Below are 26,886 nucleotides of genomic sequence, written 5' to 3'. Positions count from 1 at the left end.
GCAAATTCTACGATTATACGCACGCTTGCCCGCAGACAACAGGCAGTCACTGACAAGCTTGCCCATGAACATCAAGCCATTGGTCATGCCAGCGCTTTTTTCGTGAAGTCTTTGATACGAAATCCAAATGCCGCCAACACGCCAAAATAAGCGATCACCCCAGCAGCAACTACCAGTCCAAGCCGTGAAAAGCGCGCCAGCATATTGCCCTGATCCCATGCGGGCATGACATAAAGCAGCCCTAGAAGTACGGTCGACATGACCACAACCGCAACCACTAGCTTGATCAGGAACAAGGTCCATCCGGGCTGCGGCTCGAAAAGCTTGTGCTTTCTCAACTGCCAATAGAGAAGACCCGCGTTGATACAGGCGGCCAGCCCGATCGCCAAGGCCAGACCTACATGCTGAAGCGGACCAATAAAGGCCAGGTTCATGAGCTGGGTTATTACCAATGTGAAAATAGCGATCCGAACAGGCGTCTTGATGTTCTGTCGAGCATAAAACCCAGGGGCCAGCACCTTGACCAAAATGATTCCGACCAAACCTACCGAATAGGCGATCAAGGCATGTTGGGTCATTTGTGCATCATGAGCCGTAAAACGACCGTACTGGAACAGGGAAATAGTCAGCGGCTCGGACAGAATCGCTAGCGCCAACGAGCACGGCAGAACCAAAAGAAAGCAGAGCCTAAGTCCCCAATCCAAAAGGCGGGAGTATTCGTGCCGATCATCCTTGGCATAAGTCTTGGCTAGCGCCGGCAAAAGGATAGTACCGAGCGCAACACCCAGAACACCGGAAGGCAGCTCCATCAAGCGGTCGGCGTAATACATCCATGAAACCGAACCGGCAGCCAGAAAAGAGGCAAAGATGGTGTTGATGATCAGGGAAATCTGGCTAACCGACACTCCGATAATGGCCGGGATCATTTGCCTCAATACCCGCCAGACTCCGCTATCCCGTAGATTGAGGCGAGGCAGCACAAGCATGCCAATTTTTTTCAAGTGTGGCAGTTGGTACACCAGCTGTAGAAAACCGCCCGCCAGTACAGCCCATCCAAGCACCATGACCGGTGGATCAAAGTATGGCGTCAGGAAGACAGCAAAAAAGATCATGCTGACGTTTAGGAGCGTGGGCACAAACGCCGGGACGGAGAACCGGTTCCACGTGTTGAGCACTGCACCGGCAAGTGATGACAGGGAAATCAACAGAATATACGGAAAGGTTACGCGAAGAAGTGAAGTGGTCAGCGCAAACTTTTCAGGCGTATCGCTAAAGCCAGGGGCGGTAATCCAGATAACCCAGGGCGCAGCTACCATGCCCACCAGGGTCACAATCGCCAGGACCAGCGTCAGCAGGCCTGATACGTAGGCGATAAAGGTTCGGGTCGCCTCTTCTCCGCGCTGGCTCTTGTATTCTGCCAGAATCGGGACAAACGCCTGGGAGAATGCGCCCTCTGCAAAGATGCGCCGCAACAGATTCGGCAGCTTGAACGCTACGAAGAAAGCATCAGTGGCGATCCCTGCGCCAAAAATACGTGCTACGATGGTATCGCGAATAAAGCCCAACACCCGGGAAACAAGCGTCATTGAGCTAACCGCAGCTAGCGATTTAAGAAGGTTCATGCGTTTGGATTCTATACATACCGATTACAGGGCCTGTGTGTCTCCAAGCCTCAAGAAGATGCCTCATAGGCAAGCCCGCGAGTGTAGGACGATCAAACAGATAAAGCACGTACAGATGCAGTTGTTACCAACCACTCGTCCAGCCGTCTTTATAACCTTGACAATCGATTAACACATCGGCATGATTCGCGGCCTTATTTGCGTGGTACCCCCCCAGTTTTTCGAGGAGCTCGACGGTGGCAAACACACCTTCCGCCAAAAAACGCGCCAAACAGGCTGAGAAGCGTCGCAGCCACAATGCTAGCCTGCGTTCAATGGTTCGTACTTACATCAAGAACGTAGTTAAAGCGATCGACGCTAAAGATCTGGAAAAAGCACAAGCTGCCTACGCCGCTGCAGTACCTGTGATTGATCGCATGGCCGACAAGGGCATCATTCACAAGAACAAGGCTGCTCGTCACAAAGGCCGCCTGAATGCCCATATCAAGGCTATGAGCCAAGCTGCTGCCGCTTAAGGCTTAGCTTGCAATAAAAAACCGGCGAAAGCCGGTTTTTTATTGCCTGCGTTTTCAGGCATAAAAAACGGCGCCCATCGGCGCCGTGCTTCATGCGGGTGACGTTACACCAGCACCATATTGTCTCGATGAACAAGTTCAGGCTCGTAGACATACCCAAGCGCCTGACCAATGAACTCCGAGGACTGCCCCATGATCTTCTGTGCCTCGGCAGCACTGTAATTTACCAGTCCGCGCGCCACTTCATTTCCGTCAGGCCCCACACACGCCACCATCTCACCACGACGGAAGCTGCCTTCTATCGCTTTAACACCCACAGGCAAGAGACTCTTATGGTCTTCAGTGAGGGCCTTTACCGCCCCCGCATCCAGCACCAATGTGCCACGCATTTGAAGATGACCTGCCAGCCATTGCTTGCGAGCCGCCACCAAGCCCCGCTCAGGGGAAAGCAACGTACCCAGCCGCTCACCCTCACGCAACCGGCTCAGCACGTGCTCAATGCGCCCACCTACGATAACCGTACAGGCACCAGAGCGAGCTGCCAGACGAGCCGCACGCAGCTTTGTCTGCATACCACCACGCCCCAACGCCCCTGCAGAGCCACCAGCCACCGCATCCAGCGCAGGATCGTCTGCACGAGCCTCGCTGATTAGCGCGGCTTCAGGATTATGTCGCGGGTCGGCATCGAACATGCCATCACGATCCGTCAGGATAACCAACAGATCCGCCTCAACCAGGTTTGCCACCAGAGCAGCCAATGTATCGTTGTCACCAAAACGGATCTCATCCGTAACGACCGTATCGTTTTCATTGATGACAGGCACCACCCCCAACTCAACCAGGGTTCGAAGGGTGCTTCGAGCATTCAGATAACGCTTTCGGTCGGACAAGTCATCATGGGTAAGCAGCACCTGTGCCGTTTGCACATCATGCTCGGCAAAACTGGACTCCCATGCCTGAACCAAGCCCATCTGACCAACAGCCGCAGCAGCCTGCAACTCGTGAATGGCACTGGGCCGCGAAGCCCAGCCCAATCGACTCATGCCTGCCGCCACTGCGCCAGAGGATACGAGGACAAGCTCAACACCCGCACGATGCAGAGCAACCATCTGCTCGACCCAGCCCGACATGGCACGGCCATCAAGACAGCGCCCATCATCCGTCAGCAAGGCACTGCCAATCTTTACTACCCAACGCTCGGAGCGAGTCACCCGATCGCGTATCGAAAGCTCTTTATCTGACATAGATGATCTCTGGTCCTTCACCATCGTCTTCGTCATCATCATCGAAGTCATCGTCGAGACTTTCATCATCGACGCTCTTTATGCCAGCACGACGCAGCGCACGCGCATCGTCCAACGCCTGTAGGCGAGCACGGGCCTCATCCTCGATCTGCTGATCCAGTTCCTGCGCCGCCTCAGCAAAGGCTGGATCTTCAGCGATACGCTCGGCACGCTCATCCAGATAGCGCATGATAGCCTGACACAACGCTTCGGTGCCGTTACGCTCCAGGGCCGAGATCACAAAGACAGGCCCTTCCCAGCTCAGACGCTCAACGACAGCCTTGACCCGAGCATCACGCTCTTCCTCATCCAGGATCTGGTCAGCCTTATTCAGAACCAGCCAGCGGTCACGCTCCATCAGCGCCGGACTGAACTTATTCAACTCATTGAGAATCGTCTCAGCCGCATCAGCCGGATCGCTTTCATCCAGCGGCGCCATATCGACCAGATGCAATAACAGGCGTGTACGCGCCAAGTGCTTGAGGAAGCGAATCCCCAGCCCTGCACCTTCGGAAGCGCCTTCGATCAAACCGGGAATATCCGCCACAACAAAGCTCTTGAGGCGCCCCACACTCACAACACCCAGATTAGGCACCAACGTTGTAAAAGGGTAGTCCGCCACTTTGGGCTTGGCTGCCGACACCGCCCGGATAAATGTACTCTTACCCGCATTTGGCAGACCAAGCAGACCTACGTCTGCCAAGACCTTCAACTCAAGCTTGAGATCACGCGCCTCACCAGGCTTACCTTTGGTGGTCTGACGGGGAGCACGGTTGGTACTGGACTTGAAGCGCGTGTTACCCAACCCGTGCCAGCCGCCTTGCGCTACACGCAGACGCTGTCCCGGCTGGGTCAGATCGCCAATCACTTCCTGGGTGCCCGCATCGATAACAGTCGTACCTACAGGCACCTGGAGAACCAGATCTTCACCCTTGGCACCCGTACAATCCGTACTGCCACCGTTTTCGCCACGCTGCGCCTGGAAACGGCGAGTGTACCGATAATCCACCAGGGTATTGAGGTTGACGTTGGCCTCCAACCATACAGAGCCACCGTCACCACCATCACCACCGTTCGGCCCACCTTTCTCGATGAACTTTTCCCGGCGGAAACTCATCATGCCATTACCGCCATCGCCGGCTTGCACGTGAATGGAAACTTCGTCGACAAATTTCATTAAAACCTCCCGCCGGAGCGGGCCGACTGAAAATAACTGGAAAAGAATAGAATACAGAAACAAAAAAGCCCCGTCGTTAAGACAGGGCTTTTTCGGTGAATCTGCGCTTAGGCAGCAACGACGCTTACATAGCGACGGCCGAAGGCGCCCTTCACTTCGAACTTGATCACGCCGTCGACTTTAGCGAACAGAGTGTGATCCTTGCCCAGACCAACGCCGTAACCGGGGTGGAACTGAGTACCGCGCTGACGCACGATGATGTTACCTGCTTTAACAACCTGGCCGCCGAACAGCTTCACGCCAAGGCGTTTAGATTCTGAATCGCGACCGTTGCGGGTGGAACCGCCAGCTTTTTTGTGTGCCATGTGTCAATTCTCCGAAAAGGCAATCAGGCCTGAATGCCGGTGATTTTGATTTCAGTGAACCACTGACGGTGGCCCTGACGCTTCATGTGATGCTTACGACGACGGAATTTGATGATGCTGACCTTGTCGTGACGACCCTGAGCAACTACTTCAGCAGTTACTTTGGCGCCATCAACTACCGGCAGACCGATCTTGACGTCATCGCCGTTGCCAACCAGCAGAACGCGATCAAAAGTCACGGTTTCGCCAGTTGCGATGTCGAGCTTCTCGACCTTCAGGAATTCACCTTCGGTGACTTTGTGCTGCTTGCCACCGGTAACGATTACTGCGTACATGGAATATCTCCGTTTAACCTGCTCACCCGGTGCTTTATAAAAAGAGTGATTGACCGGCATGGCTGCATGGGGTGGATAGACGCCCAGGCAATTGCGTAAGACAGGGGGTTAACCCTTGGGATTTCAGGGCCAGCAATTCTACGCAAGAAGGGATAATGTAGCAAGGGCTGCACTACTCTGCCTTGACAGTGCCACCCCTCCCCCCTAGCATGCCGCGCAACCCTATTGGAGCCCCGGCAGGTTACGCGCCCAGCGCTCCGCCCCGGCGCGCACTGTGCTGTAACAACGCACCGCACTTGGATACGCCCTACATGACGCAACCCCAGGCCTTTTATCGCGTGGTGGCTGATGATTTCGCCGCAGTCGATGGCATCATTCGCCGACAACTCACCTCCCGCGTGCCCCTGGTCGAAAAAATCGGAGACTACATCGTCTCCGCTGGCGGGAAACGCCTACGTCCCCTCCTGGTCCTGCTGACTGGAAATGCATTGGGCCATAGCGATTACCCGATTCGGCTACTTGCAGCCACCATCGAGTTCCTGCACACCTCAACCCTGCTGCACGATGACGTTGTCGATGCCTCAGGTCTACGTCGCGGACGCTCAACGGCCAATGCCCTTTGGGGTAATGCCCCTAGCGTGCTGGTGGGTGATTTTCTCTATGCCCGCTCCTTCGAGATGATGGTCGAGCTGGGCTCCATGGAGGTCATGCGCATTATCTCCCAGGCAACACGCGTTATTGCCGAAGGGGAAGTGCTACAGCTTTCCAAGGTCCGTGACGCCAGCACAACCGAAGAGATCTATATGGAGGTCATTCGGGGTAAGACCGCCATGCTGTTCGAAGCGTCAACACACAGTGCTGCGGCCCTGTGTGGCGCCTCAAGTGCGCAGGCAGAGTCCCTTCGGCAGTTTGGGGATTATCTTGGTATCGCCTTCCAGCTGGTCGATGACCTGCTGGATTACCGCGGCGACGCTACGACGCTAGGCAAGAATGTGGGTGATGACCTGGCAGAGGGTAAGCCTACCCTTCCCCTGATCGTAACCATGCGAGAAGGCACCGAGGAACAGGCGACCCTGGTTCGCAAGGCCATCCAGCAAGGTGGCAGCAAGGACCTGGAGGGTATTCGCACTGCAGTCGAAGCCGCCGGCGCGCTTGACTACACCGCCAATCTGGCACGTGACTATGCCGGGCGGGCCATTGCCTGCCTGGAAAGCCTGCCTGACAGCGCTCACCGTGATGCGCTCATCGAGCTAAGCCAATTTGCAGTAGCGCGTACGCACTGATATAGCAACCAAAAAGAACGCCACCTGCCGTCAGGCACGTGGCGTTTTTTTATGTCTGTTTTGTGCTGCTGGTCGCCTTGGCCAGAAAAATTCGGATTAACCCTTGATTAATCAATAACAAGAATTATTCTCATTCATACGCCCGATATGGAGGGATATGTCATGACTTATTTGATCGATGCCTGGCTGGACCGCCCACACCCCTACCTTCGCATACTCAATCGCGAGACTGGACAGGTATGCGTTGTACTAGATGAAGACGCATTGAATGAATTATGGGAGATGGGCGAGCTTGATGTGCAAAGTTTGAGCAGCAGCGAACCTGCTCGCCAAAAGGAACAGGTCCGCCAACTCTTTCTGTTCTGCTATGCACGCGCCTTGCGGCCGGAGGACAGCAGTCAGCAGAGCTTTGGCTAAGCTGGTCTTGCGGTCAGCCCTAAGACTCAGAGAATCTCGAGCAGCTCTACGTCGAAGACCAGTACGCTATGGGGCGGGATACTGCCAACACCTTGAGCGCCATAAGCCAGCTCACTCGGCACGGTCAGGCGCCATTTGCTGCCTACACTCATCAGCTGCAACGCTTCGGTCCAGCCTGCAATGACGCCACCGACGGGAAATTCAGCAGGCTGGCCACGTTCATAAGAGCTGTCAAAGACGCTGCCGTCGATCAGGGTGCCATGGTAGTGAGTACGCACATGACTCTGGCGGCTAGGCTTGTCGCCCTGCCCTTCAACCAGCACTTCGTACTGAAGGCCAGAAGGCAACAGCACAACACCGTCGCGCTTGGCGTTTTCCAGTAGGTAGGCGGCACCGGTTTCTGCGGCTGCAGCAGCCTTAGCCTGCGCTTCAGCCTGCATACGCTCGCGAATGTGTTTGAAGCTGTCATTCAGATCATCAACCGACACACGACTGTCTTGCTCGGTGTAGGCATCCGACAAACCCGCCAGCACAGCCTCAAGAGACATGCCAGGTACCGGATTCTGACGAAGCTGATCGCCCAGTTGACGGCCAATGCCGTAGCTCACACGACTTTCATGCGTGTCCAGATTGAGTTCGCTCATTAGTTACCTCGGCTACAAAACGCCCAGCCTAACACAGACGACTGCAAGGCTCGGCGTGCATGCGGCAGGTAAATGACGGGTGATACTGTCTCTCTTTGAGCTACCGCTCAGGCTCAAACGCTTGCTTCACCGTTACGGTTGAAACCAAGGCGCGTCTTTAAAGGCGCCTCGCTACGCGGCGCAGCGCCCACCATTTCGTCATAGGGAGAATACTGCACAAGGTAGAAGGGAAGCTCCGGTATCTCCCTGAGCACATGCTGGGCATGGCCGGGCGAGCGCAGGTGCATGGTCTTGCCATCGTTTTCCTGAAGGCAGTTGCGAGTCTCTACGCCGAGTATGTCAAGGATATAGAACCCTCCTTCCAGCGATAGAAGGTTGAGTTCCTGAATGCGACCTGCCTGGGCTAATGCCTTTAACTCTTCGAGTCTCATAGCGCCTCCGGGAAAGTAGCTGCCAGCACGGCTAACAACTGTCTTGACCTCTTACGACCCGTTAATGGTCATGCTTGGTGAGCTTGTCTAGATAACCCATGGCAAATGCCGAGAGCACGAAGGTCAGGTGAATGATCACGTACCATTTCAGATAGGTGGTATCGACATTTTTTGCGTCCATGAAGATTCGCAGCAGGTGAATCGATGAAATCGCAACAATGGAAGCGGCGACCTTGTTCTTCAATGAACTGGAATCCATTTTGCCGAGCCAACTGAGTTTTTCCTTGTCATCTCCCAACTCAAGTTGAGACACAAAGTTCTCGTAGCCTGACAGCATGACCATGACTAGCAAACCGCCCACCAGAGCCATATCGATCAGCGACAGGACCAACAGGATCAGATCTGCTTCAGTTTGTTCGAATATATGCGGAAGTAAATGAAAGATTTCCTGGAAAAACTTGATGGCCAGCATGACCAGGGCTAGCGAAAGGCCAAAATAGATAGGTGCCAGCAGCCAGCGGGCAGCATACATAGCATTTTCGAAAAAGCGTTCCATGTAACTCGCTCATGACAAGTGATCCGGCGAGTATACCGGCGCATACTGCCCCGACAAACGCCTGGAACGGTACAAAATCATGGCAAATCATGAGAGGCCCAACCCTTTTAGGCCAATTCGCTCACAGCTCGGGTCGAGCTTGGTACTTCATGACAGGTTGTGCACGTTCTCCGTTCATTCGACGGAGTTCACCTTGAATGTGCAAGCGCCAGATCTGTGGATCAGACGCAGGAACATAGCCTTGTTCCTGCAGATTCTCGGCAATCGCTGCCATGACTGCCTCAGCGACAACCGGTCCGTGAAAAGGCCCTTGCGCCTTGATCGCCGTTGGATGCTGACCCGTCAGACCAGCAGCACACAGTAGAGTCCACATTCCTGGCTGATGAGCCAATGGTTTGACTTCACATTCGATACGGGTAACAAGACCCAGGCAAGGACGAATTAGAGTGATGCTGCGCGGCATGGCATCTTCCTCGATCTGTTTTTTTCTAATAAGCCTGTCGTGCCCGAGGAGTTATCGAGGAGCGATAACGAACTTCAGCAGCGCAAGCCAGCTGCGGTGTGCCATGACTCGCAGGCCATGGCACATCTCTCATTCTTCCGACCTGACCGCTATGTACTCAGTTCTCGTCGTGCGTGTCCTTTTTGCTCTTATCTTTCAATTTGTCGGCCAGTTCATCTTCTATCTCGAGTTCAGCGATGTCTTTAAGCCGCTCGACAACCCGAGCATTCACGCTGCCCTCAGGAAAACGTCCTTGTGCGTCTGGTGCACCTGCCGGCTCACCGACCAGAAGGCTTAGCGCTTCGTCTGCCTGACGAACGGCATAGATGTGGAAGCGCCCCTCTCTAACCGCCTCTACCACGCGCTCATCAAGCATGAGGTTGATTACATTGGCCCTAGGAATGATCACACCTTGCTCGCCGGTGAGGCCGCGTGCAGCACATAGGCGGAAGAAGCCCTCGATCTTTTCGTTGACGCCGCCAACAGGCTGCACCTCACCAAACTGATTAATGGAGCCGGTTATGGCAAAACACTGCTTCAACGGCGTACGTGAAAGCGCGGAAATCAAGGTGCAGGCTTCTCCCAGAGAGGCGCTATCACCATCCACATAGCCATAGGACTGCTCAAGGGCAATACTGGCAGAAATGGCCAAAGGGAATTCCTGGGCGTAGCGACTTCCCAGATAGCCTGTCAGGATCATCACACCCTTGGAGTGGATCGGCTGCCCAAGACTGACCTCTCGCTCGATATCGAGAATGCCACTGGCGCCGGGATAGACCGTAGCGGAGATACGCGCTGGCATACCAAAGGCCGAGTCTGCTACCTCAAGGACGGTTAGGCCGTTGCATTTACCGACTGCGGCGCCTTCTGTATCAATCAGGATCTGACCCGCCATGATGTCGTCCAACACACGGGCCGAGACACGACCTGTACGGGTTTCCTTGGCTTTCAACGCACGCTCTACGTGGCCTCGATCGGTCACTTCGTCACCTGCCAGCTGACGAATGAAATCCGCCTCGCTGACCAGTTGGAACAGATCACCGATTCGAGCCGACAATCGACCTTGATGTTCGGCCAGGCGAGCGCTGTAAGTGGCAAGACGCGCAACTGCCGTTGCGGTCAGGGGCGCCATGCCCTCTTCGGAGGTCCGTGTTTTGAGGAGCTGTGCAAACTGCTCAAGGCTGTCGTCACGCAGCGGAATCTCTTCATCAAAGTCCACCAGCACACGAAACATCTCCTGGAACTCCGAGTCGAGCTCCTGAAGGGTGTAATAGAGCTGCCGCGAGCCAATAATGATGACCTTGATGTTTAGCGGAACAACCTGGGGGGTCAGGCTGACGGTCGCAAAGCGACCAAGATCAGCCAGCGGCGACTCCATCTTGAGCTGACGTGAATGCAGGGCACGCTTCAGGGCATCCCAGACAAAGGGTTCGGTAAGCAGTTTTTCCGCCTCGACGACCAGAAAGCCGCCGTTGGCCCGGTGCAGTGCCCCTGGACGCAACTGTCGGTAGCTGGTGTAGAGCGCGCCTTGATCAGAGCTGTACTCGATGCGACCGAAAAGATTGTCGTAGGTGGGATGGGGCTCGAAAATGACCGGTGCACCACTGGTCGCATGGTGCCCAATAACCAGATTGGGCAGGTATTGCTCTTTCAGATCCTTACGGCGCTGTGTGTCCGTTTTGGCATCGTCGATCAGCAGATCGACCACCGTTTTGAGCAAGTCGACCTGCATGGCCTGCAAATAGGCACATACACCCGGGTTGTCATTGTATTTCTCAACCAGCGGAGCCAGCAGCGGCTGGAGAGCCAACGTGATGGTTTCTTCATTCAGGCGGCGCAACTCATTGCTGGACTCGCGACGCCATTGCGGCAGACTGGCCAGCTCCTCATTGAGCCGCTCCTCTAGTGAGGATATATCGGCATGGAACTGTTCGCGCTCCGCTTCAGGCAACTGGGCGAATTCAGCCTCATCCAGAGCCTTGCCCTCCTTCATGGGCGTAAAGGCAATATTGGTACTGTCGCGGTAGAGCGCTACGCTTTTTTCCAACGCTGCACGTTCTACCGCATCCAGCGCCTGGTCGTAGCGCTGGTTGAAGGCTCGATCGATGGCGCTCTTTTTCTGCTGATAGGCAGGATGCTCGAACACGGCTGGAAATGTGGAGAGTAGGTTATCGATCAGCTGCTCGATATCAGCGATGAAGTCATCGCCATTGCCTGGGGTCAGCTCGACAGCACGGGGCTCGCGCAGCTCTTCGAAATTGTTCAGGTAGGCCCAGTCCGAGGGCGTAGGCAAGCGCTTGCCTTCCGCTTTCAGGAACCGTTGCACGAAGGAAAACCGTCCCGTTCCCGGCTCTCCCATGACATATACGTTATAGCCTGGACGTGGCATCGCCACACCAAACTGCAGGGCCTCTACAGCGCGCTCCTGCCCGAGAATACCCCGGAATGGGTCTAGCTCATCGGTAGTACTAAAGGACAGCTGGGCGGGATCAAAGGGACTGGTCAATTCGTCAGGTGCCAGGCGCAGGCCGGCAGCTACAGGATCATGCATCGGAAATCCTTGTGTCGTTCGGACATATCTGTCCGCATTCTGGCGTTGCGAGCCGGATAAGAGCAAGGCATGGCACTGCCTACCCGGTCATCATGGCACACGAAGCGGTCACACCGTTTTGACGAATTTGTGACATGGAAGTGCCTAACTTCAGAAATAACACCGACTCGCCAGTCCGGGGCTACGCTTAAGGGAAGGGAGCAGGAAAAGAAACAGGTTATGCGCAGTCAATCCAAGGGTCTTCGTACTGCGCCAGCGACGAAGTTTGCGCAGGAGTAAGACCATGTGGATGAGAATGTTATTGGCTGTAACGCTACTTACCGGGCTGAGCGGCTGTGAGAGCTACCATGACCAGTTGGTTGCAAAGGGTTATCCACCTCCTTATGCCGATGGCTATCACGACGGGTGTCTGACAGGTAAACAGGCGGTAAATGGCATTGGGGCCCTCCATAAGAACGTCCCCCGCTATGACCAGGAGCGTTATTACGCGCAGGGGTGGGAGGACGGCTACCGCCAGTGTGCCAGCACGGCTCAGAACGAACAGACCCGTCGCTACTATGAAGAACATTGGAGTGAGCACGAGGAGGACTGGGAACGCAGCAAACGCCGTGGAATGGCCCGGGCCCTGCGCGGCGACAGCAAGGAACATAAAGACAGCAATTGAACGCACATCAGAAACATCCGACGCTCTGGCGTGACGCTACTAAGTAGTGCTCGCTTTGGCTTTCCCATTCTGCTATTGCTCAATCAAAACGGATAAGCACTAGCAGAATGTCTCAACTAAACGCTCGCCCCCTGGCTACTCTCATACCGGTCTGCCTGTTACTGGTGGCAATGATCTCTCTTCAAAGCAGCGCCAGCTTGGCCAAAAGTCTTTTCCCTGTCCTGGGTCCGATTGGTGTAACCGCGCTGCGCCTTCTCTTTTCCGCCCTGCTGCTTGTAGCTGTTCTTCGACCGTGGAAAGTCCTTGGCAAAGGGAAGCCATGGAAATCTCTAGTCGTATATGGCATTGCCCTAGGCATCATGAATGTTTCGATTTATCTGGCCATGCAGCGGATTCCCATTGGAATCGCAGTCGCCCTTGAGTTCACAGGCCCCCTGGCTGTCGCCATAATTGCCTCTCGCTGGCTGATCGATTTTGTCTGGATCATCCTGGCTATTTTAGGGCTGGTATTGCTTTTACCGGTCGGGCATGCTGCCAGCGGTGTAGATCTACTGGGCGCGTTTTTCGCCTTGCTGGCAGGTGCCTGCTGGGCCCTCTACATTGTGTTCGGCAAAAAAGCCGGGGCGGCCTATGGTGCGAGCACCGTTGCGCTGGGCTCAAGCATCGCAGCACTGGGAGTTCTGCCACTTGGACTTTATGAGACAGGTCCCGGTCTGTTTGCGGTGGAAACACTGCCAGTCATTCTGGCAATCGCCGTCATGTCCTCCGCGCTCCCCTACGTTCTAGAAATGATGGCGCTGACAAAGTTGCCTACCCAGACCTTTGGCACCTTGATGAGCCTGTCACCGGCCTTGGGTGCCCTGTCAGGCTTTATCTTTCTCGGCGAAACATTGACCCTCGGCCAATGGACGGCGCTGGCCTGTATTGTAGCTGCCTCTATCGGGACGACACTTACCATCGGGAAATCTTCTGATGCACCTCCCCCTGAATCCGGGGAGGCGCTTGCGGGTGAAGGGACTACCCTTAAAGGATCGAAACCCAATCGTGGAGGATGAATGATTTATCTGATCATGGGTGTATCTGGCAGTGGAAAAACCACTATAGGGGAACGCCTGGCCCAGCGTCTGGGCTGCCAGTTTTCCGATGCCGACGAGTTCCACAGCGACGCCAACCGGCAAAAAATGGCCAAGGGCATTCCTCTTGATGATGAGGACCGCTGGCCGTGGCTGGATGCCATTCGCACTGCGATGCAGGATGCCCATCGCCATCAGCGAACCCAGGTATTTGCCTGCTCAGCCCTGAAGAAGCAGTACCGGGAACGGCTGCAAACCGCCACCGACGGGATCGTTCTGGTCTTTTTGAATGGACCGGCCGAGGTACTCAGCGAGCGCATCCTCAATCGACGCGGGCACTTTTTCGATCCACGGCTACTACAAAGTCAGATCGACACACTTGAGCCGCCCGGTGAGCAAGAGGCGCTACTGGTTGATATTCGCCAGTCTCCGGATGAAATCATAGACAGCATTCTCCGGGCCACTCAGCACAAGAAATAAAAAAGGCCGCAGCATTACGCGGCGGCCTTTGGGTACAAAAGGGCTGATCAACTCAGCTTTTTGTACTTCACTCGCTTGGGCTGCGTGGCAGCATCGCCAAGACGCTTCTTGCGATCCGCTTCGTACTCAGTGTAGTTCCCCTCGAAGAACACCACCTGAGAGTTGTCTTCGTAGGAGAGGATATGAGTGGCGATACGGTCGAGGAACCAGCGATCGTGCGAGATCACGATGGCGGTGCCCGGGAAGTCCAGCAATGCTTCTTCCAGTGCGCGCAGGGTTTCGATGTCGAGGTCGTTGGACGGTTCGTCCAACAGCAGTACGTTACCGCCCTGCTTCAGCGTCAGCGCCATATGCAAGCGGCCACGCTCACCACCGGACAGGTCCTTGACGAACTTCTGCTGATCGGCACCCTTGAAGTTGAAACGACCGACATAGCCGCGGGAAGGCACTTCATAGTTGCCCACGCGAATCATGTCCAGACCATCGGAGACCTGCTCCCATACAGTCTTGTTGCCTTCCAGGCTATCGCGACTCTGATCGACACTGGCGATCTGTACGGTTTCACCGATCTCGATGGTGCCCGAATCTGGCTGCTCTTTGCCGGTGATCATGCGGAACAGTGTGGATTTACCGGCACCGTTACCCCCAATCACACCAACAATCGCGCCCTTGGGCACACTGAAGCTCAGATTATCGATCAGAACCCGATCACCGTAGCCCTTGGTGACGTTATGGAACTCGATAACCTTGTCACCCAGGCGCGGACCAGCCGGGATGTAGATTTCATTGGTCTCGCTGCGCTTCTGGAATTCCTGAGATTGCAATTCCTCGAAACGCTGCAGACGAGCCTTGGACTTGGACTGACGGGCCTTGGCACCGGAGCGCACCCACTCCAGTTCCGCTTTCATGGCCTTCTGGTGAGCCGCTTCCTGCTTGGCTTCCTGCGCCAGACGGTTGGCTTTGGATTCCAGCCAGCCGGAGTAGTTACCTTCGAACGGGATACCATGGCCACGGTCCAGTTCGAGAATCCAGCCAGCCACGTTGTCCAGGAAGTAGCGGTCATGCGTGATGGCTACGACAGTACCAGCGAAGTCGTGCAGGAAGTGCTCGAGCCAGGCAACGGAATCGGCGTCCAGGTGGTTGGTAGGCTCGTCGAGCAGCAGCATGTCAGGTGCAGACAGCAGCAGACGGCACAGCGCCACGCGACGCTTTTCACCACCGGACAGGTGCTCGATCTTCGCATCCCATGGCGGCAGGCGCAGGGCATCGGCGGCCACTTCCAGCTGCCGCTCGAGATTGTGGCCGTCAGAGGCCTGAATGATGGCTTCCAGACGCGCCTGCTCAGCAGCCAGCGCATCAAAGTCGGCATCCGGCTCGGCATAAGCGGCGTATACTTCGTTCAGGCGATCCTGAGCGTCCTTGATCGCACCAACGGCCTCTTCGACAATGTCCCGAACCGTCTTGCTCGGATCGAGCTGCGGCTCCTGCGGAAGATAACCTACGTTGATACCGGGCATCGGGCGAGCTTCGCCGTCGATCTCCGTATCGACCCCGGCCATGATGCGCAACAGGGTAGACTTACCCGCACCATTCAAGCCCAGCACGCCGATCTTGGCGCCAGGAAAGAAGGACAGGGAGATGTCTTTCAAAATCTCTCGCTTCGGGGGCACGATCTTGCTGACCCGATGCATGGAGTAAACGTATTGAGCCATGGATGAACCTTGGTACTGATGCAAAAGTAGGCGAATAGTATGGCGGGACTGAGCCAAGCTGTCGAAGTCCCTCACACACTATTTGATGGATTGCAGGTTATCGCTTCAGACGACAGCCAAACAATCATTTAAGAATCTGCACCCCGCGGGCGATAACGCAAAGGATATCCCAAATTCTCTTTTGTAATGGTGGACAGGATGATGACGATACCTTCCATGAGCGCCTCACCCAGTGACAGGACTGTCTATAGCGTGTGCGGTTACCGCTTGTAACTGCACTCTTTTGGAAAACCGATGTGAAAGCTTCTGCCGGCCTACCCTTACAAAACCTGCTGACGCGCTCTCCTGCACTCCGTATGTTGAAGTGGGTGCTGGCTGGGCTGATTCTGTTATTGCTGGGTGTATTGTCCTGGCAACTCCATAAGGAGCTGAATCAGCGAAGTGCCATGCTGGGCAGCTTCGCTCGGGAGCAGAGCCTGCAAAAGGCCGAATATATCGAGCAAGCCCTTGCGTTTCTTGCTCACCAAGCGGCGGCAGAGCTTGATGACGTAACGCCGGAGACAGGCATCGAGGCGCTACCGGCACAGTTGCAGGCTATCTATCCCAAGGCCAACTACCTCTATTGGGTTCCAGCCGGCGCGCTTGAAGACCCGTCCTTATTTCCGTCAGCAGTCGACCCAAACTACCTGAGCCCTGCCCTACGACGTTTGGAGGCGAGACCGTTTTATTACGGCTATACGCCTCACGACGGTAGCTATGTGCTCCTCAGGCAGAAAAGCCAGAGCGATCAGGGCTGGTGGCTGATCACGGGCGAAGCCGGGTTAGGGCTGGAAAGGCTGAAAAACCACACCCATGAACTGATCTGGACTATTACAGACAAGGCAAGCGGCGCCACGTTGGCCAGGGATATGCCTGAGGAGCCTGCCGTTTCGGACAGCCAGACCTTTGCCCTCACATTAGATGGCACCAACTGGCAGCTCCGTAGCCATTTGAGCCCTTCGGTCCTGTCTTGGAAAACGCTGTTTTTGTGGCGGGTTGCCACGTTTGTGCTGCTGACCCTATGCGCGTCCCTTCTGGTGTACTGCCTGCAGCGGGAGCAATCCGGCTTTCATCTTTCCTCACGCTCGTCACGGCAGAGCCTGCGTCTGATGATGCAAGCCCTGAATGCGGTAGATGAGTGCGTACTGGTCACCTATGAAGAGGGCCGCCTGCTTTACCTCAACCGGAAAGCCTCCCTTCTTTTGGGCATCGAACAGACAGATGCGGAGCAGCACACCTTGAGGGGTCTGCTCCCTGCACTAGACCTATCAACTCCGCAAGAGGCCGACAAGGATTGGATCGTCGAGCTATCCCAACCTGACGGCCAGCGCAGACTGTTTGCCGTCAGCCGCTACGGCGTAGGCTCGAATCGTTCCCTGGAGGAACTGGAAGATCATACGTCAGCCTTTACCGGGTGCGCCTGGATACTGCGGGACGTCACTGAGCAGCAGCAGGCGCTCCGGACGATAGAAAGTACACGCCAGCGCTACCAGAGCATTTTCGAAGGCATCAACACCGGCATTTGTGTATTGGACTTCTCCCGCCTGCAGCAGGTCCTGCTAGCACATCACATCACAAGTGCCCGGACGTTCTATCAATGGCTTGAGATCAATCCTTCACGGGGCCACGAGCTGCTTGGCCTGATTCGCATCACTGAAATGAATCAGATGGCGCTGACCCTGCTAGGCATTAAGACCATTGATCAGGCACTGGCCAACCTGATCGGCGATAGCAAACCCAACGCCCATGGCAAGCGCATGAAGATGATTGCCGCGCTGGCTGAAGGACAGCAGACCCTGGATGTGGAAGGCCGCCTCATAACACCGCAAGGTGATCGCCATCTCTGGTTCTCTGTCCACCTTCCTCCGGCAGAAATGGGATACGAGGCCGTACCGCTGAGCATAACGGATGTATCACGGCGCAAACGCACCGAACTCTCGCTGATCGAGCGGGAGCGCTTCTGGTCCGACTTGGTCAAAGCGGCGCCGGACACGCTTTATACCTATGACCTCAAGACCCAGACCATTGTTTATCAAAACCATCCCCTGGGACTCAAGCTCGGCTATAGCGAAGCCGAACTGGACGCGTTGGGCCCGGACTACCTGACCACGCTCCTGCATCCAGATGACCATGAGTTGTACGAGCGCCTGCGCACCATGCGGCAGATCATTCAGGAAGGCCAGGTGAACGACTGCCTGGTTCGCTGGCATCACAAGGATGGCCACTGGTGCTGGTTCGATCTGCGCGAGCAGGCGTTTCAACGTGACAGCCAGGGTCAGATGCGCCAGATCATCGGCCTTGCGCTGGATGTTACCGAGATGGTCAACGCCAATGATCTGCTGCGTGACCAGGAGCGTCGCTATCGCCTGCTGGCGGAAAGTATCAGCGACATCATTTTCAGCACGGACCAACAGTTGGCTATCAACTACATAAGCCCTTCGGCTGAAAACCTTCTGGGCTACAAACTCGAAACGCTTTACCAGCTCAACCCCTATGATCTGGCCACGTACTCCCAGCAACTCAAGAAACTGCGGGACTGGATAAAAAAGCTGCGTAGATCGCTTGGGTCAGCTCAGCTGATGGCGGAGGTAGATCAGGAAGCCAGTCAGGTCATTATCCTGGACTGCCTCCACGCCGACGGGCACAAGTTAAGCCTGGAAATGCGTCTGGAAACGCTATGGGACAAGCATGGTCGTTTCGAAGGGCTGCTGGGCATCTGCCGGGACATCACGGCCCAGCGACGCGCGGAAAAAGACATGCGGATGGCCGCTACCGTTTTCGATCACTCGGCAGCCGCCATTCTGGTCACCGATCCGGCCGGTTACATCGTACGCGTCAACCAGATGTTCACCCGTATGACCGGTTACGAGCCAGAGGAAGTCATCGACCAGCAACCGCGCATGCTATGTGCAGACCTTCAGGAAGCCAACCAGCTCTCTCATATCATGAACCATATGGCGGTACAGGGCAGCTGGGAAGGTGAACTGTGGCAAAAGCGCAAGGATGGTGAGCCGTACCCGTCCTGGATCGGCATTACCGGCGTACGCGACGATGAAGGTGATCTGGTCAGCTTCGTGTGTTTCTTCGTGGATATCAGTGAGCGCAAGGCCAGTGAGCGACATATTCACCGTCTGGCCTATTACGATGCCCTGACGCTCCTGCCAAACCGCACGCTATTCCAGGATCGCCTCCACACTGCATTGGAGCAGGCGGTTCACCATGCCAGCTGGGTTGTGCTGATGTTCCTAGATTTGGATCGTTTCAAGCCGATCAACGATTCGTTGGGGCATGCTGCTGGCGACCGAATGCTCAAGGAGGTAGCTGTACGCCTAACCGCCTGTGTAGGAACGGAGGATAGCGTGGCTCGCATGGGTGGCGATGAGTTCACCTTGCTGCTGGCCAACCTAGGTAGTCGGGAAGAGGCCATGGCCTGTGCTATCCGCGTGGCCGAAAATATCCTGGAAAGCCTGTCCGAAGCATTTATTCTGGAAAATCGTGAGTTTTTCGTCAGCGCCAGTATCGGGATCGCGCTATCGCCTCAGGATGGCAGTGAGCTCAGTCAGCTAATGAAAAACGCGGACACGGCGATGTACCACGCCAAGGAGATGGGCAAGAACAACTTCCAGTTCTACCAGGCGGAAATGAACGCCCGTGCGCTGGAGCGCATCGAGCTTGAAGCCGATCTGCGACACGCCTTGCTGCAAAATGAATTTACCCTGCATTACCAGCCGCAGTACCGGTGCTCCAATGGTCAGCTGACCGGCCTTGAAGCCCTGCTCCGCTGGAGCAACCCGCGCCGCGGCAACGTCTCGCCTGTCGATTTCATTCCAGTGCTCGAAGAAACCGGTTTGATCATTCAGGTTGGGGATTGGGTCATCAAGGAAGCCTGTCGCCAGCTGCGCGTCTGGCATGATGAAAAGGTTCGCATTCCAAAGGTGTCCGTCAACCTCTCGGCCCGACAGTTCGCCGACAATCGCTTGGGCGAACATATTGCCCAGATCCTGCAGGAAGTGGGCTTACCCCCCGCCTGTCTTGAGCTTGAACTCACGGAAAGCATCCTCATGCAGAACGTGGATGATGCGCTGATGACACTCAAAAGCCTGAAAGAGCTGGGTGTATGCATTTCGGTAGATGACTTTGGAACCGGCTACTCCTCGCTTAACTACCTGAAGCAGCTTCCCATCGACATTCTCAAAATCGACCGCAGCTTTGTGGATGGCTTGCCCCATGGAGAGCAGGATGCCCAGATTGCGCGCGCCATCATTGCCATGGCCCACAGCCTCAACCTGTCGGTCATTGCCGAAGGGGTGGAAAATGAAGAGCAGCTCAAATTCCTGCGTGACCATGAATGCGACGAGGTTCAGGGGTATCTGTTTGACAAACCGCTGTCACCCGAGCTGATCGAGGCCCGATTGCGGCTAATGTAGCCGCCATGAATGCTGTGCGACCGCTGCATGACGGGTGCTCATACCCAGTCCACTATGGATTGGGATAGAATGCGTCCTCTTTTAGCCCAGCCGCTTTTCAGGGGAACCCCATGTTCAGCCGTGACTTAACCCTCGCCCGCTTCGACGCCGATCTGTATGCCGCTATGGAGCAGGAAGCCCAGCGTCAGGAAGATCACATCGAACTGATCGCTTCGGAAAACTACACCAGCCCGGCTGTCATGGAAGCCCAGGGCTCTGTCCTGACCAACAAATACGCCGAAGGCTATCCACACAAGCGCTACTACGGTGGTTGTGAATTCGTCGACAAGGTCGAGCAACTGGCAATTGACCGTGCCAAGCAGCTGTTTGGTGCCGACTACGCCAACGTTCAGCCCCACGCAGGCTCGCAGGCCAACTCTGCTGTTTACCTGGCGCTGCTGCAGCCTGGTGATACGATCCTCGGCATGAGCCTGGCCCATGGTGGTCACCTGACTCACGGCGCCAGCGTCAGCTCTTCCGGCAAGATTTATAACGCAGTTCAGTACGGTATCAATGAAAACGGCCTGATCGACTATGATGAAGTCGAGCGTCTGGCAGTTGAGCACAAGCCGAAGATGATCGTGGCCGGTTACTCGGCATACTCGCAGGTACTGGATTTCGCCCGCTTCCGTGAAATCGCGGACAAGGTGGGCGCTTACCTGTTCGTCGACATGGCTCACTTTGCCGGTCTGGTTGCCGCAGGTATCTACCCGAACCCGGTTCCGTTCGCCGATGTCGTGACCACGACGACTCACAAGACCCTGCGTGGTCCTCGTGGCGGCCTGATCCTGGCCAAAGCCAATGAAGAAATCGAGAAGAAGCTGAACTCGGCTGTCTTCCCGGGCGCCCAGGGTGGTCCGCTGATGCATGTGATCGCCGCCAAGGCCGTATGCTTTAAGGAAGCGCTGGCGCCTGAGTTCAAGCAGTACCAGCAGCAGGTCATCCAGAATGCCCAGGCCATGGCCGAGGTGTTTATCCAGCGTGGCTTCGATGTGGTTTCTGGCGGTACTCAGAACCACCTTTTCCTGCTGTCCTTGATCAAGCAGGACATCACCGGTAAGGATGCCGATGCGGCTCTGGGTCGTGCATTCATCACGGTAAACAAGAACTCCGTTCCGAACGATCCCCGCTCCCCCTTCGTGACCTCGGGCCTGCGTATCGGTACTCCGGCCGTTACCACCCGCGGCTTCAAGGAAGCTGAATGCCGTGAGCTGGCCGGCTGGATCTGCGACATCCTCGATAACATGGGTGATGAGTCCGTGATCGATGGCGTACGCGAAAAAGTCCAGGCTATCTGCGCCAAGCTGCCGGTTTACGGTCAGTAAGCTCAAGCCTTACGAAAAGCCCGGCTTATGCCGGGCTTTTTCATATGCCTCAGACTTGTGCCGCCTCGAGACCTTCGCGCAGCTCGGCCTCCGGCAATTCCATGCCAATAAAGACGATCACGCTTTCCCGCACTTCGCCCTCCTCCCACTCCCGGTCCCAATCAGCACCGTACAGCCGCTGAACCCCCTGAAACAAGAGCTTTCGAGGCTCTCCGGCAATATCCAGAATACCCTTGTAACGCAGCAGATTACTGCCGTGCCGCTCAAGCACCCCTTCCATGAAGCGACTGACGCGGTCGATATCGAGCGGACGTTCGGCCTTGAGCGCCAGCGAAGTGATGTTGTCCGGCTTCTGGGTACGCACCGGCGTTAGCGGGCGGAAAAGCATCTGACGATCCAACTGATCGTTCAGATTGAACCCTCTGATATCCAACAGGACGCTCAGGTCAACCTGACCATGATCCACCACATGAACCGGCGCCCTTCGATTGATGCACTGCAAACGTTCGCTCAAAGCTGTGAAGGCAGTCTCATCTACCAGATCGCGCTTGCTAACCAACAGGCGATCCGCAAAGCCCACCTGGGCCTGGGCAATGGGTCTGGATAGCTGCTCCTGGGCATGAACAGCATCCACCAGCGTAATGATGCCATCCAGCAGATAGCGTTCGCGCAGATCCTCATCCATGAAGAAGGTCTGAGCAACCGGGCCTGGATCGGCCAGGCCGGTACACTCGATCACCAGTCGGTCGAATTCGATCTCGCCCTGGTCGAGCTGCTCCAGCAATACCGTCAGCGCGTAGGACAAGTCTTTACTACCGGTACAGCAGACGCAACCATTGGCTACCTTTACGATGCGTACAGCCTTATCGCCCAGCAAGGCGCCGTCAATGTCGGCCTCACTGAACTCATTTTCGATGACAGCGATCTTGAGGCCATGATCACCTTCAAGCAGGTAACGCAGCAGGGTTGTCTTGCCAGCACCGAGAAAGCCGGTCAAAACCGTTACAGGGATGGGGGTTGTAGACATATAAGCGGCCTTAAATGAAACGGGCCAGGCTAAAAGGCCTGGCCCGGTTGAATCACACCTTGACGTGCTTAGCAGCAGCGGAAGGTCTTGCCTTTGCCACCACCATAACGCGCTTCCTGCCGCTCACGAAAGAACTCTTCGTAGGTCATGACAGGCAGGTCCGGATGCTTGCCGCGCATGTGCTCGACGTAGGTGTCGTAATCCGGCATTCCGACCATGAGGCGAGCCGCCTGCCCCAGGTACTTTCCAAGATTGGCGAGGTCATTGAACATGCGCAGCTCCCATCAGACATTTGTCAGCGGTTGGAAAGGCGTTTCCTTGTCCGTACGCTGAGGCTTGGACAAGGCGGCATAACCCACCTTCACGGTATAGAACAGTACGCTGGCGACTACGATCAGGAACAGTACGGTCAGAGTCGCATTGGTATAACTGTTGATCATGATCTGCTGCATCTGCTCAACCGACTTGGCTGGCGCCAGAATCTGATCAGCCGCCAGCGCATCGCGGTATTTGTGCGCCTGAGCCAGGAAGCCAACCGCCGGGTTGCTGTCAAACAGCTTGATCAGACTGGCCGTGGTTGTGCAGATCAGCAGCCACACGGCCGGCAATGCAGTTACCCAGGCGTAACGCTGGCGCTTCATCTTGATCAGCACGACCGTACCCAACATCAAGGCAACACCGGCCAGCATCTGGTTGGAGATACCGAACAGCGGCCAGAGCGTATTGATGCCGCCCAGCGGATCGACAACGCCCTGGTACAACAGATACCCCCAGAGCGCAACGCAGCCACCTGTGCCAATCATATTGGCGATCCAGGAGTCGGTACGCTTGAGTGCCGGTACGAAATTGCCCAGCAAATCCTGCAGCATGAAGCGACCCGCACGGGTTCCGGCATCAACAGCCGTCAGGATAAAAAGCGCCTCGAACAGGATCGCGAAGTGGTACCAGAAGGCCATGGTGTTTTCACCTGGCAGCACCTGATGCAGGATCTGCGCGATACCGACCGCAAGTGTTGGAGCACCGCCGGCCCGCGCCAGGATGGTGGTTTCGCCAATGTCCTGTGCGGTCTGGGTCAGGATCTCGGGTGTTACCGCAAAGCCCCAGGAGCTGATCGTGGCAGCAACGCTTGCGGCATCGGCGCCCACAATGGCTGCCGGACTGTTCATGGCAAAGTAGACGCCCGGCTCGATGACCGATGCTGCCACCATGGCCATGATCGCCACAAAGGATTCCATCAACATGGCGCCATACCCAATGTAACGGGCATCCGTCTCACGGCTGAGCAGTTTGGGCGTGGTGCCTGACGAGATCAGCGCGTGGAAACCGGAAACAGCACCACAGGCGATGGTGATAAAGAGGAACGGGAACAGGCTACCCTTCCAGACCGGGCCGGTACCGTCCACAAACTGGGTAACAGCCGGCATCTTCAGCTCAGGTGCAATGAAGAGAATACCGATAGCCAGCGCGATGATGGTGCCGATTTTGAGGAAGGTCGACAGATAATCACGGGGCGCCAACAGCAACCAGACGGGCAGCACCGAGGCCACGAAGCCATAGCCGATCAGCATCCAGGTAATCTGTTCGCCCGTAAAGGTGAGCCGCGGTCCCCATACTGGATCAGCCGCAATCACGCCACCAAACCAGATGGCGGCCAGAAGCAATACCAGGCCGACCACAGAAATCTCACCGATATGGCCCGGGCGGATATAACGCATGTAAACGCCCATGAATACCGCGATGGGCAGCGTTGCCAGAACGGTAAACATCCCCCATGGGCTGTGGGCCAGAGCTTTCACCACAATCAGGGCCAGCACCGCCAGGATAATGATCATGATCAGGAAGCAGCCAAACAAGGCAATGGTTCCCGGTATCTGCCCCATCTCCTCGCGGACCATCTCGCCCAGCGAGCGGCCGTTACGGCGGGTGGAGATGAACAACACCATGAAGTCCTGGACCGCACCGGCAAAGACCACGCCGGCAATCAGCCAGAGTGTGCCGGGTAGGTAGCCCATTTGCGCGGCAAGTACCGGGCCGACCAGCGGGCCTGCGCCTGCAATGGCAGCGAAATGGTGACCGAACAGGATGTGCTTGTTGGTCGGTACGTAGTCCAGACCATCGTTATTGAGAACAGCCGGTGTTGCCCGGTTCGGGTCCAGCTGCATGACTTTGGTAGCGATGAACAGGCTGTAATAACGATAGGCAACGAGATAGAGCGCGACGGCTGCAACGACGATCCATAACGCATTGATCGTCTCTCCACGGCGCAAGGCCACCACTCCCAAGGCGCAAGCCCCTACAGCCGCGACCACGGCCCAGGGCACGTGGCGGAATACACTCTTGTTATTATTCATAAAGGCTCCATGACAAACGGACAAAGAAGCTGCCGCTCAAGCTTAGTTCAAGCTGGCAATTCCGCCATCAGACCTTGGTCTAGAGCGTTTGGTTTGTAGTGGCCATTTGAATATTCATACCGCAGAAGGCAGATGCCGGATAGTCATGCCGACACCCGGTTGCATCAGCAGACCAAGCCCGGACCTTTTGTCGAACAACCTGCCGTTCGTTGACTAAGCTGTAACGCTAAGCGGCAATACTTTAGACGCCGCGCCTTGGGCCGATAGAATGAGGTGAAGTCACCTCTATCGCATTCAGGAGTAGCGACATGACTGATTCAACCGAACGTCGGCGTTTCAAGCGCTTCGCGTTTGACGCCACGGCGCGGATTCAACAAGGCGAACAGCACTGGACAGCGCTGGTCAACGACATTTCCCTGAAGGGATTACTGACACAAAAGCCTGACGACTGGAGCGGCCGTCAGGAGGTGCCCTTCCAGATCGTCATTACACTGGACGCGGAAACACAGGTCGAGATGAGCGCCGAACTGGTACGGCTAGAAGCCGAACAGCTGGGCTTTGCCTGCCAGCAGATCGATCTCGACTCCATCAGCCACCTGCGCCGTCTGGTCGAACTCAACCTGGGCGACCAGTCCCTGCTTGAGCGCGAACTGGCGGCCCTTGGCAAGGACTGACCCAGGCGGCTTACTCGAATAAGGCATCCAGCGCCTGGTCAAGACGGGTCACTGCGACCACTTCAAGACCAGCGGGTGCCTCCTTGGGCGCATTGCCTTTAGGCACAATAGCGCGCTTGAAGCCATGCTTGGCGGCTTCCTTCAAGCGCTCCTGCCCACTGGGCACAGGACGAATCTCGCCCGAAAGACCGATCTCGCCAAAGACCAGCAGGTCGTGGGGCAAGGGGCGGTCACGTAGGCTGGAGATAACCGCTGCCATCAAGGCCAGGTCCACAGCTGTTTCCAACACCTTCACACCGCCAACGACGTTTATAAACACGTCCTGGTCATAGGTGGGAATGCCGCCATGGCGGTGCAGTACGGCCAACAGCATGGCCAGACGGTTCTGATCGAGACCGACCGTCACCCGACGCGGGTTGGCCAAGTGACTGGTATCGACCAGGGCCTGCACCTCAACCAGCATCGGTCGGGAGCCTTCCCAGGTAGCCATGACCACACTGCCTGGCACGGCCTCTTGTGCACGGGTCAGAAAAATGGCCGACGGGTTGGATACTTCCTTCAGGCCTTTATCGGTCATTCCGAAAACACCCAGCTCATTTACAGCACCGAAGCGGTTTTTCACTGCCCTAAGCAAACGCAGACGGCCATCCGATTCGCCCTCGAAATACAGAACAGTGTCCACCATGTGCTCAAGCACGCGCGGACCCGCCAGGGCACCTTCCTTCGTCACATGTCCGACCAAAAACACAGCCGTTCCGGTCTGTTTGGCAAAACGCACCAGAAGTGCCGCGCTTTCACGCACCTGGGCAACGCCACCCGGTGCGGATTGAAGATGCTCAGTAAAAATGGTCTGGATGGAGTCCACTACCATGACCCGCGGCTTTTCCTGACGTGCCGTGGCGATGATGCTCTCAATGCTCGTCTCGGTCATGACCTTGAGTTTGTCTTCCGGCAGCCCAAGGCGCCGGGCCCGCATGGCCACCTGTTGCTGGGACTCTTCGCCTGTCACATAAAGTGCTGGCATACGCTCGGCAATGCGGCAAAGCGTCTGTAGCAAAATGGTGGATTTACCAATGCCTGGATCACCGCCGATCAGCACAACCGACCCATCGACCAAGCCACCACCCAATACGCGGTCCAGCTCTGTGGAGTCTGTAGTGAAGCGTGGAGTTTCCTCAACGCTGACCTCGGCCAATGTCTTGAGCACGGCCTGCTGGCCCGCCCAGCCGCCACGGCCGGAGGCACCGGGCGCTGACTCAACAACCGTTTCGACAAGCGTGTTCCAGGCGCCGCACTCGCCACACTGCCCTGCCCATTTGGGAAACGTTGCGCCGCACTCTGTGCAGCCGTACATGCGCTTGGCTTTGGCCATTCCAGGCTCCTGAAAACAAAGC

The 26,886-nt window shown here is 56.2% G+C and carries 24 protein-coding genes; 9 read left to right on the top strand and 15 right to left on the bottom strand.

The genetic code is table 11. From position 1 onward, the window contains the following. Positions 1-83: 83 nt before the first annotated feature. Positions 84-1,622, bottom strand: a complete 1,539-nt coding sequence (gene murJ / locus AC4LF3_RS04150) for a murein biosynthesis integral membrane protein MurJ (RefSeq protein WP_026004125.1) — start codon at positions 1,620-1,622, stop codon at positions 84-86. Between the two features lie 236 nt (positions 1,623-1,858). Here murJ and rpsT point away from each other — a divergent pair, with 236 nt between their 5' ends. Continuing rightward, a complete protein-coding gene (gene rpsT / locus AC4LF3_RS04145; protein WP_010797179.1) occupies positions 1,859-2,137 on the top strand; it encodes a 30S ribosomal protein S20 in 279 nt (92 codons plus the stop codon). A gap of 104 nt (positions 2,138-2,241) precedes the next feature. On the opposite strand, the gene proB is transcribed toward rpsT, so the two are convergent. The 4 genes from proB to rplU all read right to left on the bottom strand — a co-directional run bounded on the left by proB (position 2,242) and on the right by rplU (position 5,297). Then, positions 2,242-3,360 (bottom strand): glutamate 5-kinase, encoded by a 1,119-nt coding sequence (gene proB, locus AC4LF3_RS04140; protein ID WP_491836242.1) that lies wholly within the window; start codon positions 3,358-3,360, stop codon positions 2,242-2,244. A gap of 10 nt (positions 3,361-3,370) precedes the next feature. Then, entirely contained in the window at positions 3,371-4,597 is a 1,227-nt protein-coding gene (gene cgtA / locus AC4LF3_RS04135; protein WP_074822896.1) for an Obg family GTPase CgtA, read from the bottom strand. A 107-nt stretch (positions 4,598-4,704) separates the two neighbouring features. Continuing rightward, positions 4,705-4,962, bottom strand: coding sequence for a 50S ribosomal protein L27 (gene rpmA, locus AC4LF3_RS04130; protein ID WP_010797176.1), 258 nt, complete (start codon positions 4,960-4,962; stop codon positions 4,705-4,707). 23 nt (positions 4,963-4,985) lie between these two features. Next, positions 4,986-5,297, bottom strand: a complete 312-nt coding sequence (gene rplU / locus AC4LF3_RS04125) for a 50S ribosomal protein L21 (protein WP_010797175.1) — start codon at positions 5,295-5,297, stop codon at positions 4,986-4,988. Between the two features lie 311 nt (positions 5,298-5,608). On the opposite strand from rplU, the gene AC4LF3_RS04120 reads away from it, so the two are divergent. Then, complete coding sequence (locus AC4LF3_RS04120; protein ID WP_491834825.1) at positions 5,609-6,580, top strand: polyprenyl synthetase family protein; 972 nt, start codon at positions 5,609-5,611, stop codon at positions 6,578-6,580. 162 nt (positions 6,581-6,742) lie between these two features. Continuing rightward, the gene (locus tag AC4LF3_RS04115) at positions 6,743-6,997 is read left to right on the top strand and encodes a PA4570 family protein (protein ID WP_010797173.1); all 255 of its coding nucleotides are present in this window, start codon (positions 6,743-6,745) and stop codon (positions 6,995-6,997) included. A gap of 26 nt (positions 6,998-7,023) precedes the next feature. Here AC4LF3_RS04115 and bamJ read toward each other — a convergent pair whose 3' ends face one another. The 5 genes from bamJ to AC4LF3_RS04090 all read right to left on the bottom strand — a co-directional run bounded on the left by bamJ (position 7,024) and on the right by AC4LF3_RS04090 (position 11,681). Next, positions 7,024-7,641 (bottom strand): BamJ family beta-barrel-assembly machinery protein, encoded by a 618-nt coding sequence (bamJ, locus tag AC4LF3_RS04110; RefSeq protein WP_010797172.1) that lies wholly within the window; start codon positions 7,639-7,641, stop codon positions 7,024-7,026. Between the two features lie 113 nt (positions 7,642-7,754). Beyond that, on the bottom strand, positions 7,755-8,072 hold the full coding sequence (locus AC4LF3_RS04105; protein WP_491834824.1) for a DUF6482 family protein: 318 nt from the start codon (positions 8,070-8,072) through the stop codon (positions 7,755-7,757). Between the two features lie 61 nt (positions 8,073-8,133). Then, entirely contained in the window at positions 8,134-8,628 is a 495-nt protein-coding gene (locus tag AC4LF3_RS04100) for a TIGR00645 family protein (RefSeq protein ID WP_010797170.1), read from the bottom strand. Positions 8,629-8,749: 121 nt separating this feature from the next. Beyond that, a complete protein-coding gene (locus AC4LF3_RS04095) occupies positions 8,750-9,091 on the bottom strand; it encodes a PA4575 family protein (RefSeq protein WP_010797169.1) in 342 nt (113 codons plus the stop codon). A 157-nt stretch (positions 9,092-9,248) separates the two neighbouring features. After that, on the bottom strand, positions 9,249-11,681 hold the full coding sequence (locus AC4LF3_RS04090) for a Lon protease family protein (protein WP_491834823.1): 2,433 nt from the start codon (positions 11,679-11,681) through the stop codon (positions 9,249-9,251). Positions 11,682-11,964: 283 nt separating this feature from the next. On the opposite strand from AC4LF3_RS04090, the gene AC4LF3_RS04085 reads away from it, so the two are divergent. The 3 genes from AC4LF3_RS04085 to AC4LF3_RS04075 all read left to right on the top strand — a co-directional run bounded on the left by AC4LF3_RS04085 (position 11,965) and on the right by AC4LF3_RS04075 (position 13,898). Next, a complete protein-coding gene (locus AC4LF3_RS04085; protein ID WP_407362894.1) occupies positions 11,965-12,345 on the top strand; it encodes a hypothetical protein in 381 nt (126 codons plus the stop codon). 107 nt (positions 12,346-12,452) lie between these two features. Continuing rightward, the gene (gene rhtA, locus AC4LF3_RS04080; protein WP_491834822.1) at positions 12,453-13,400 is read left to right on the top strand and encodes a threonine/homoserine exporter RhtA; all 948 of its coding nucleotides are present in this window, start codon (positions 12,453-12,455) and stop codon (positions 13,398-13,400) included. Further along, a complete protein-coding gene (locus AC4LF3_RS04075; RefSeq protein ID WP_010797165.1) occupies positions 13,401-13,898 on the top strand; it encodes a gluconokinase in 498 nt (165 codons plus the stop codon). A gap of 47 nt (positions 13,899-13,945) precedes the next feature. On the opposite strand, the gene ettA is transcribed toward AC4LF3_RS04075, so the two are convergent. After that, positions 13,946-15,610 (bottom strand): energy-dependent translational throttle protein EttA, encoded by a 1,665-nt coding sequence (ettA, locus tag AC4LF3_RS04070; RefSeq protein ID WP_010797164.1) that lies wholly within the window; start codon positions 15,608-15,610, stop codon positions 13,946-13,948. A gap of 296 nt (positions 15,611-15,906) precedes the next feature. Between ettA and AC4LF3_RS04065 the strand changes: the two genes are divergently transcribed. Next, entirely contained in the window at positions 15,907-20,076 is a 4,170-nt protein-coding gene (locus AC4LF3_RS04065) for an EAL domain-containing protein (RefSeq protein WP_491834821.1), read from the top strand. A gap of 110 nt (positions 20,077-20,186) precedes the next feature. After that, the gene (gene glyA, locus AC4LF3_RS04060; protein WP_010797161.1) at positions 20,187-21,440 is read left to right on the top strand and encodes a serine hydroxymethyltransferase; all 1,254 of its coding nucleotides are present in this window, start codon (positions 20,187-20,189) and stop codon (positions 21,438-21,440) included. A gap of 49 nt (positions 21,441-21,489) precedes the next feature. Here glyA and yjiA read toward each other — a convergent pair whose 3' ends face one another. The 3 genes from yjiA to AC4LF3_RS04045 form a co-directional block, all read right to left on the bottom strand. Further along, positions 21,490-22,467 carry a GTPase gene (gene yjiA, locus AC4LF3_RS04055; RefSeq protein ID WP_491834820.1) on the bottom strand — a complete coding sequence of 326 codons (978 nt, stop codon included), beginning with the start codon at positions 22,465-22,467 and terminating at the stop codon, positions 21,490-21,492. Between the two features lie 68 nt (positions 22,468-22,535). Continuing rightward, a complete protein-coding gene (locus tag AC4LF3_RS04050) occupies positions 22,536-22,739 on the bottom strand; it encodes a YbdD/YjiX family protein (protein WP_010797159.1) in 204 nt (67 codons plus the stop codon). Positions 22,740-22,751: 12 nt separating this feature from the next. Continuing rightward, positions 22,752-24,818 (bottom strand): carbon starvation CstA family protein, encoded by a 2,067-nt coding sequence (locus AC4LF3_RS04045; RefSeq protein ID WP_074822916.1) that lies wholly within the window; start codon positions 24,816-24,818, stop codon positions 22,752-22,754. A gap of 308 nt (positions 24,819-25,126) precedes the next feature. Between AC4LF3_RS04045 and AC4LF3_RS04040 the strand changes: the two genes are divergently transcribed. Then, the gene (locus AC4LF3_RS04040; protein WP_010797157.1) at positions 25,127-25,492 is read left to right on the top strand and encodes a PilZ domain-containing protein; all 366 of its coding nucleotides are present in this window, start codon (positions 25,127-25,129) and stop codon (positions 25,490-25,492) included. A gap of 10 nt (positions 25,493-25,502) precedes the next feature. On the opposite strand, the gene radA is transcribed toward AC4LF3_RS04040, so the two are convergent. Beyond that, positions 25,503-26,864, bottom strand: a complete 1,362-nt coding sequence (gene radA, locus AC4LF3_RS04035) for a DNA repair protein RadA (RefSeq protein ID WP_125887188.1) — start codon at positions 26,862-26,864, stop codon at positions 25,503-25,505. Between the last annotated feature and the right edge of the window lie 22 nt (positions 26,865-26,886).

The sequence above is a fragment of the Pseudomonas sp. C2.3V genome (genome assembly GCF_058536325.1).
Note: the sequence above shows the minus strand (reverse complement) of the source record. Positions and strands in the feature narration are given on the sequence as shown.

Bases quoted from the DNA above. Each gene is read 5' to 3' on its own strand.
- rpmA (WP_010797176.1), bottom strand. From the start codon at position 4,962: ATGGCACACAAAAAAGCTGGCGGTTCCACCCGCAACGGTCGCGATTCA.
- cgtA (WP_074822896.1), bottom strand. From the start codon at position 4,597: ATGAAATTTGTCGACGAAGTTTCCATTCACGTGCAAGCCGGCGATGGC.
- AC4LF3_RS04095 (WP_010797169.1), bottom strand. From the start codon at position 9,091: ATGCCGCGCAGCATCACTCTAATTCGTCCTTGCCTGGGTCTTGTTACC.
- yjiA (WP_491834820.1), bottom strand. From the start codon at position 22,467: ATGTCTACAACCCCCATCCCTGTAACGGTTTTGACCGGCTTTCTCGGT.
- AC4LF3_RS04040 (WP_010797157.1), top strand. From the start codon at position 25,127: ATGACTGATTCAACCGAACGTCGGCGTTTCAAGCGCTTCGCGTTTGAC.
- AC4LF3_RS04050 (WP_010797159.1), bottom strand. From the start codon at position 22,739: ATGTTCAATGACCTCGCCAATCTTGGAAAGTACCTGGGGCAGGCGGCT.
- AC4LF3_RS04100 (WP_010797170.1), bottom strand. From the start codon at position 8,628: ATGGAACGCTTTTTCGAAAATGCTATGTATGCTGCCCGCTGGCTGCTG.
- rplU (WP_010797175.1), bottom strand. From the start codon at position 5,297: ATGTACGCAGTAATCGTTACCGGTGGCAAGCAGCACAAAGTCACCGAA.
- AC4LF3_RS04105 (WP_491834824.1), bottom strand. From the start codon at position 8,072: ATGAGACTCGAAGAGTTAAAGGCATTAGCCCAGGCAGGTCGCATTCAG.
- radA (WP_125887188.1), bottom strand. From the start codon at position 26,864: ATGGCCAAAGCCAAGCGCATGTACGGCTGCACAGAGTGCGGCGCAACG.
- ettA (WP_010797164.1), bottom strand. From the start codon at position 15,610: ATGGCTCAATACGTTTACTCCATGCATCGGGTCAGCAAGATCGTGCCC.
- AC4LF3_RS04075 (WP_010797165.1), top strand. From the start codon at position 13,401: ATGATTTATCTGATCATGGGTGTATCTGGCAGTGGAAAAACCACTATA.
- AC4LF3_RS04090 (WP_491834823.1), bottom strand. From the start codon at position 11,681: ATGCATGATCCTGTAGCTGCCGGCCTGCGCCTGGCACCTGACGAATTG.
- rhtA (WP_491834822.1), top strand. From the start codon at position 12,453: ATGTCTCAACTAAACGCTCGCCCCCTGGCTACTCTCATACCGGTCTGC.
- murJ (WP_026004125.1), bottom strand. From the start codon at position 1,622: ATGAACCTTCTTAAATCGCTAGCTGCGGTTAGCTCAATGACGCTTGTT.
- AC4LF3_RS04085 (WP_407362894.1), top strand. From the start codon at position 11,965: ATGTGGATGAGAATGTTATTGGCTGTAACGCTACTTACCGGGCTGAGC.
- AC4LF3_RS04120 (WP_491834825.1), top strand. From the start codon at position 5,609: ATGACGCAACCCCAGGCCTTTTATCGCGTGGTGGCTGATGATTTCGCC.
- bamJ (WP_010797172.1), bottom strand. From the start codon at position 7,641: ATGAGCGAACTCAATCTGGACACGCATGAAAGTCGTGTGAGCTACGGC.
- AC4LF3_RS04045 (WP_074822916.1), bottom strand. From the start codon at position 24,818: ATGAATAATAACAAGAGTGTATTCCGCCACGTGCCCTGGGCCGTGGTC.
- AC4LF3_RS04115 (WP_010797173.1), top strand. From the start codon at position 6,743: ATGACTTATTTGATCGATGCCTGGCTGGACCGCCCACACCCCTACCTT.
- glyA (WP_010797161.1), top strand. From the start codon at position 20,187: ATGTTCAGCCGTGACTTAACCCTCGCCCGCTTCGACGCCGATCTGTAT.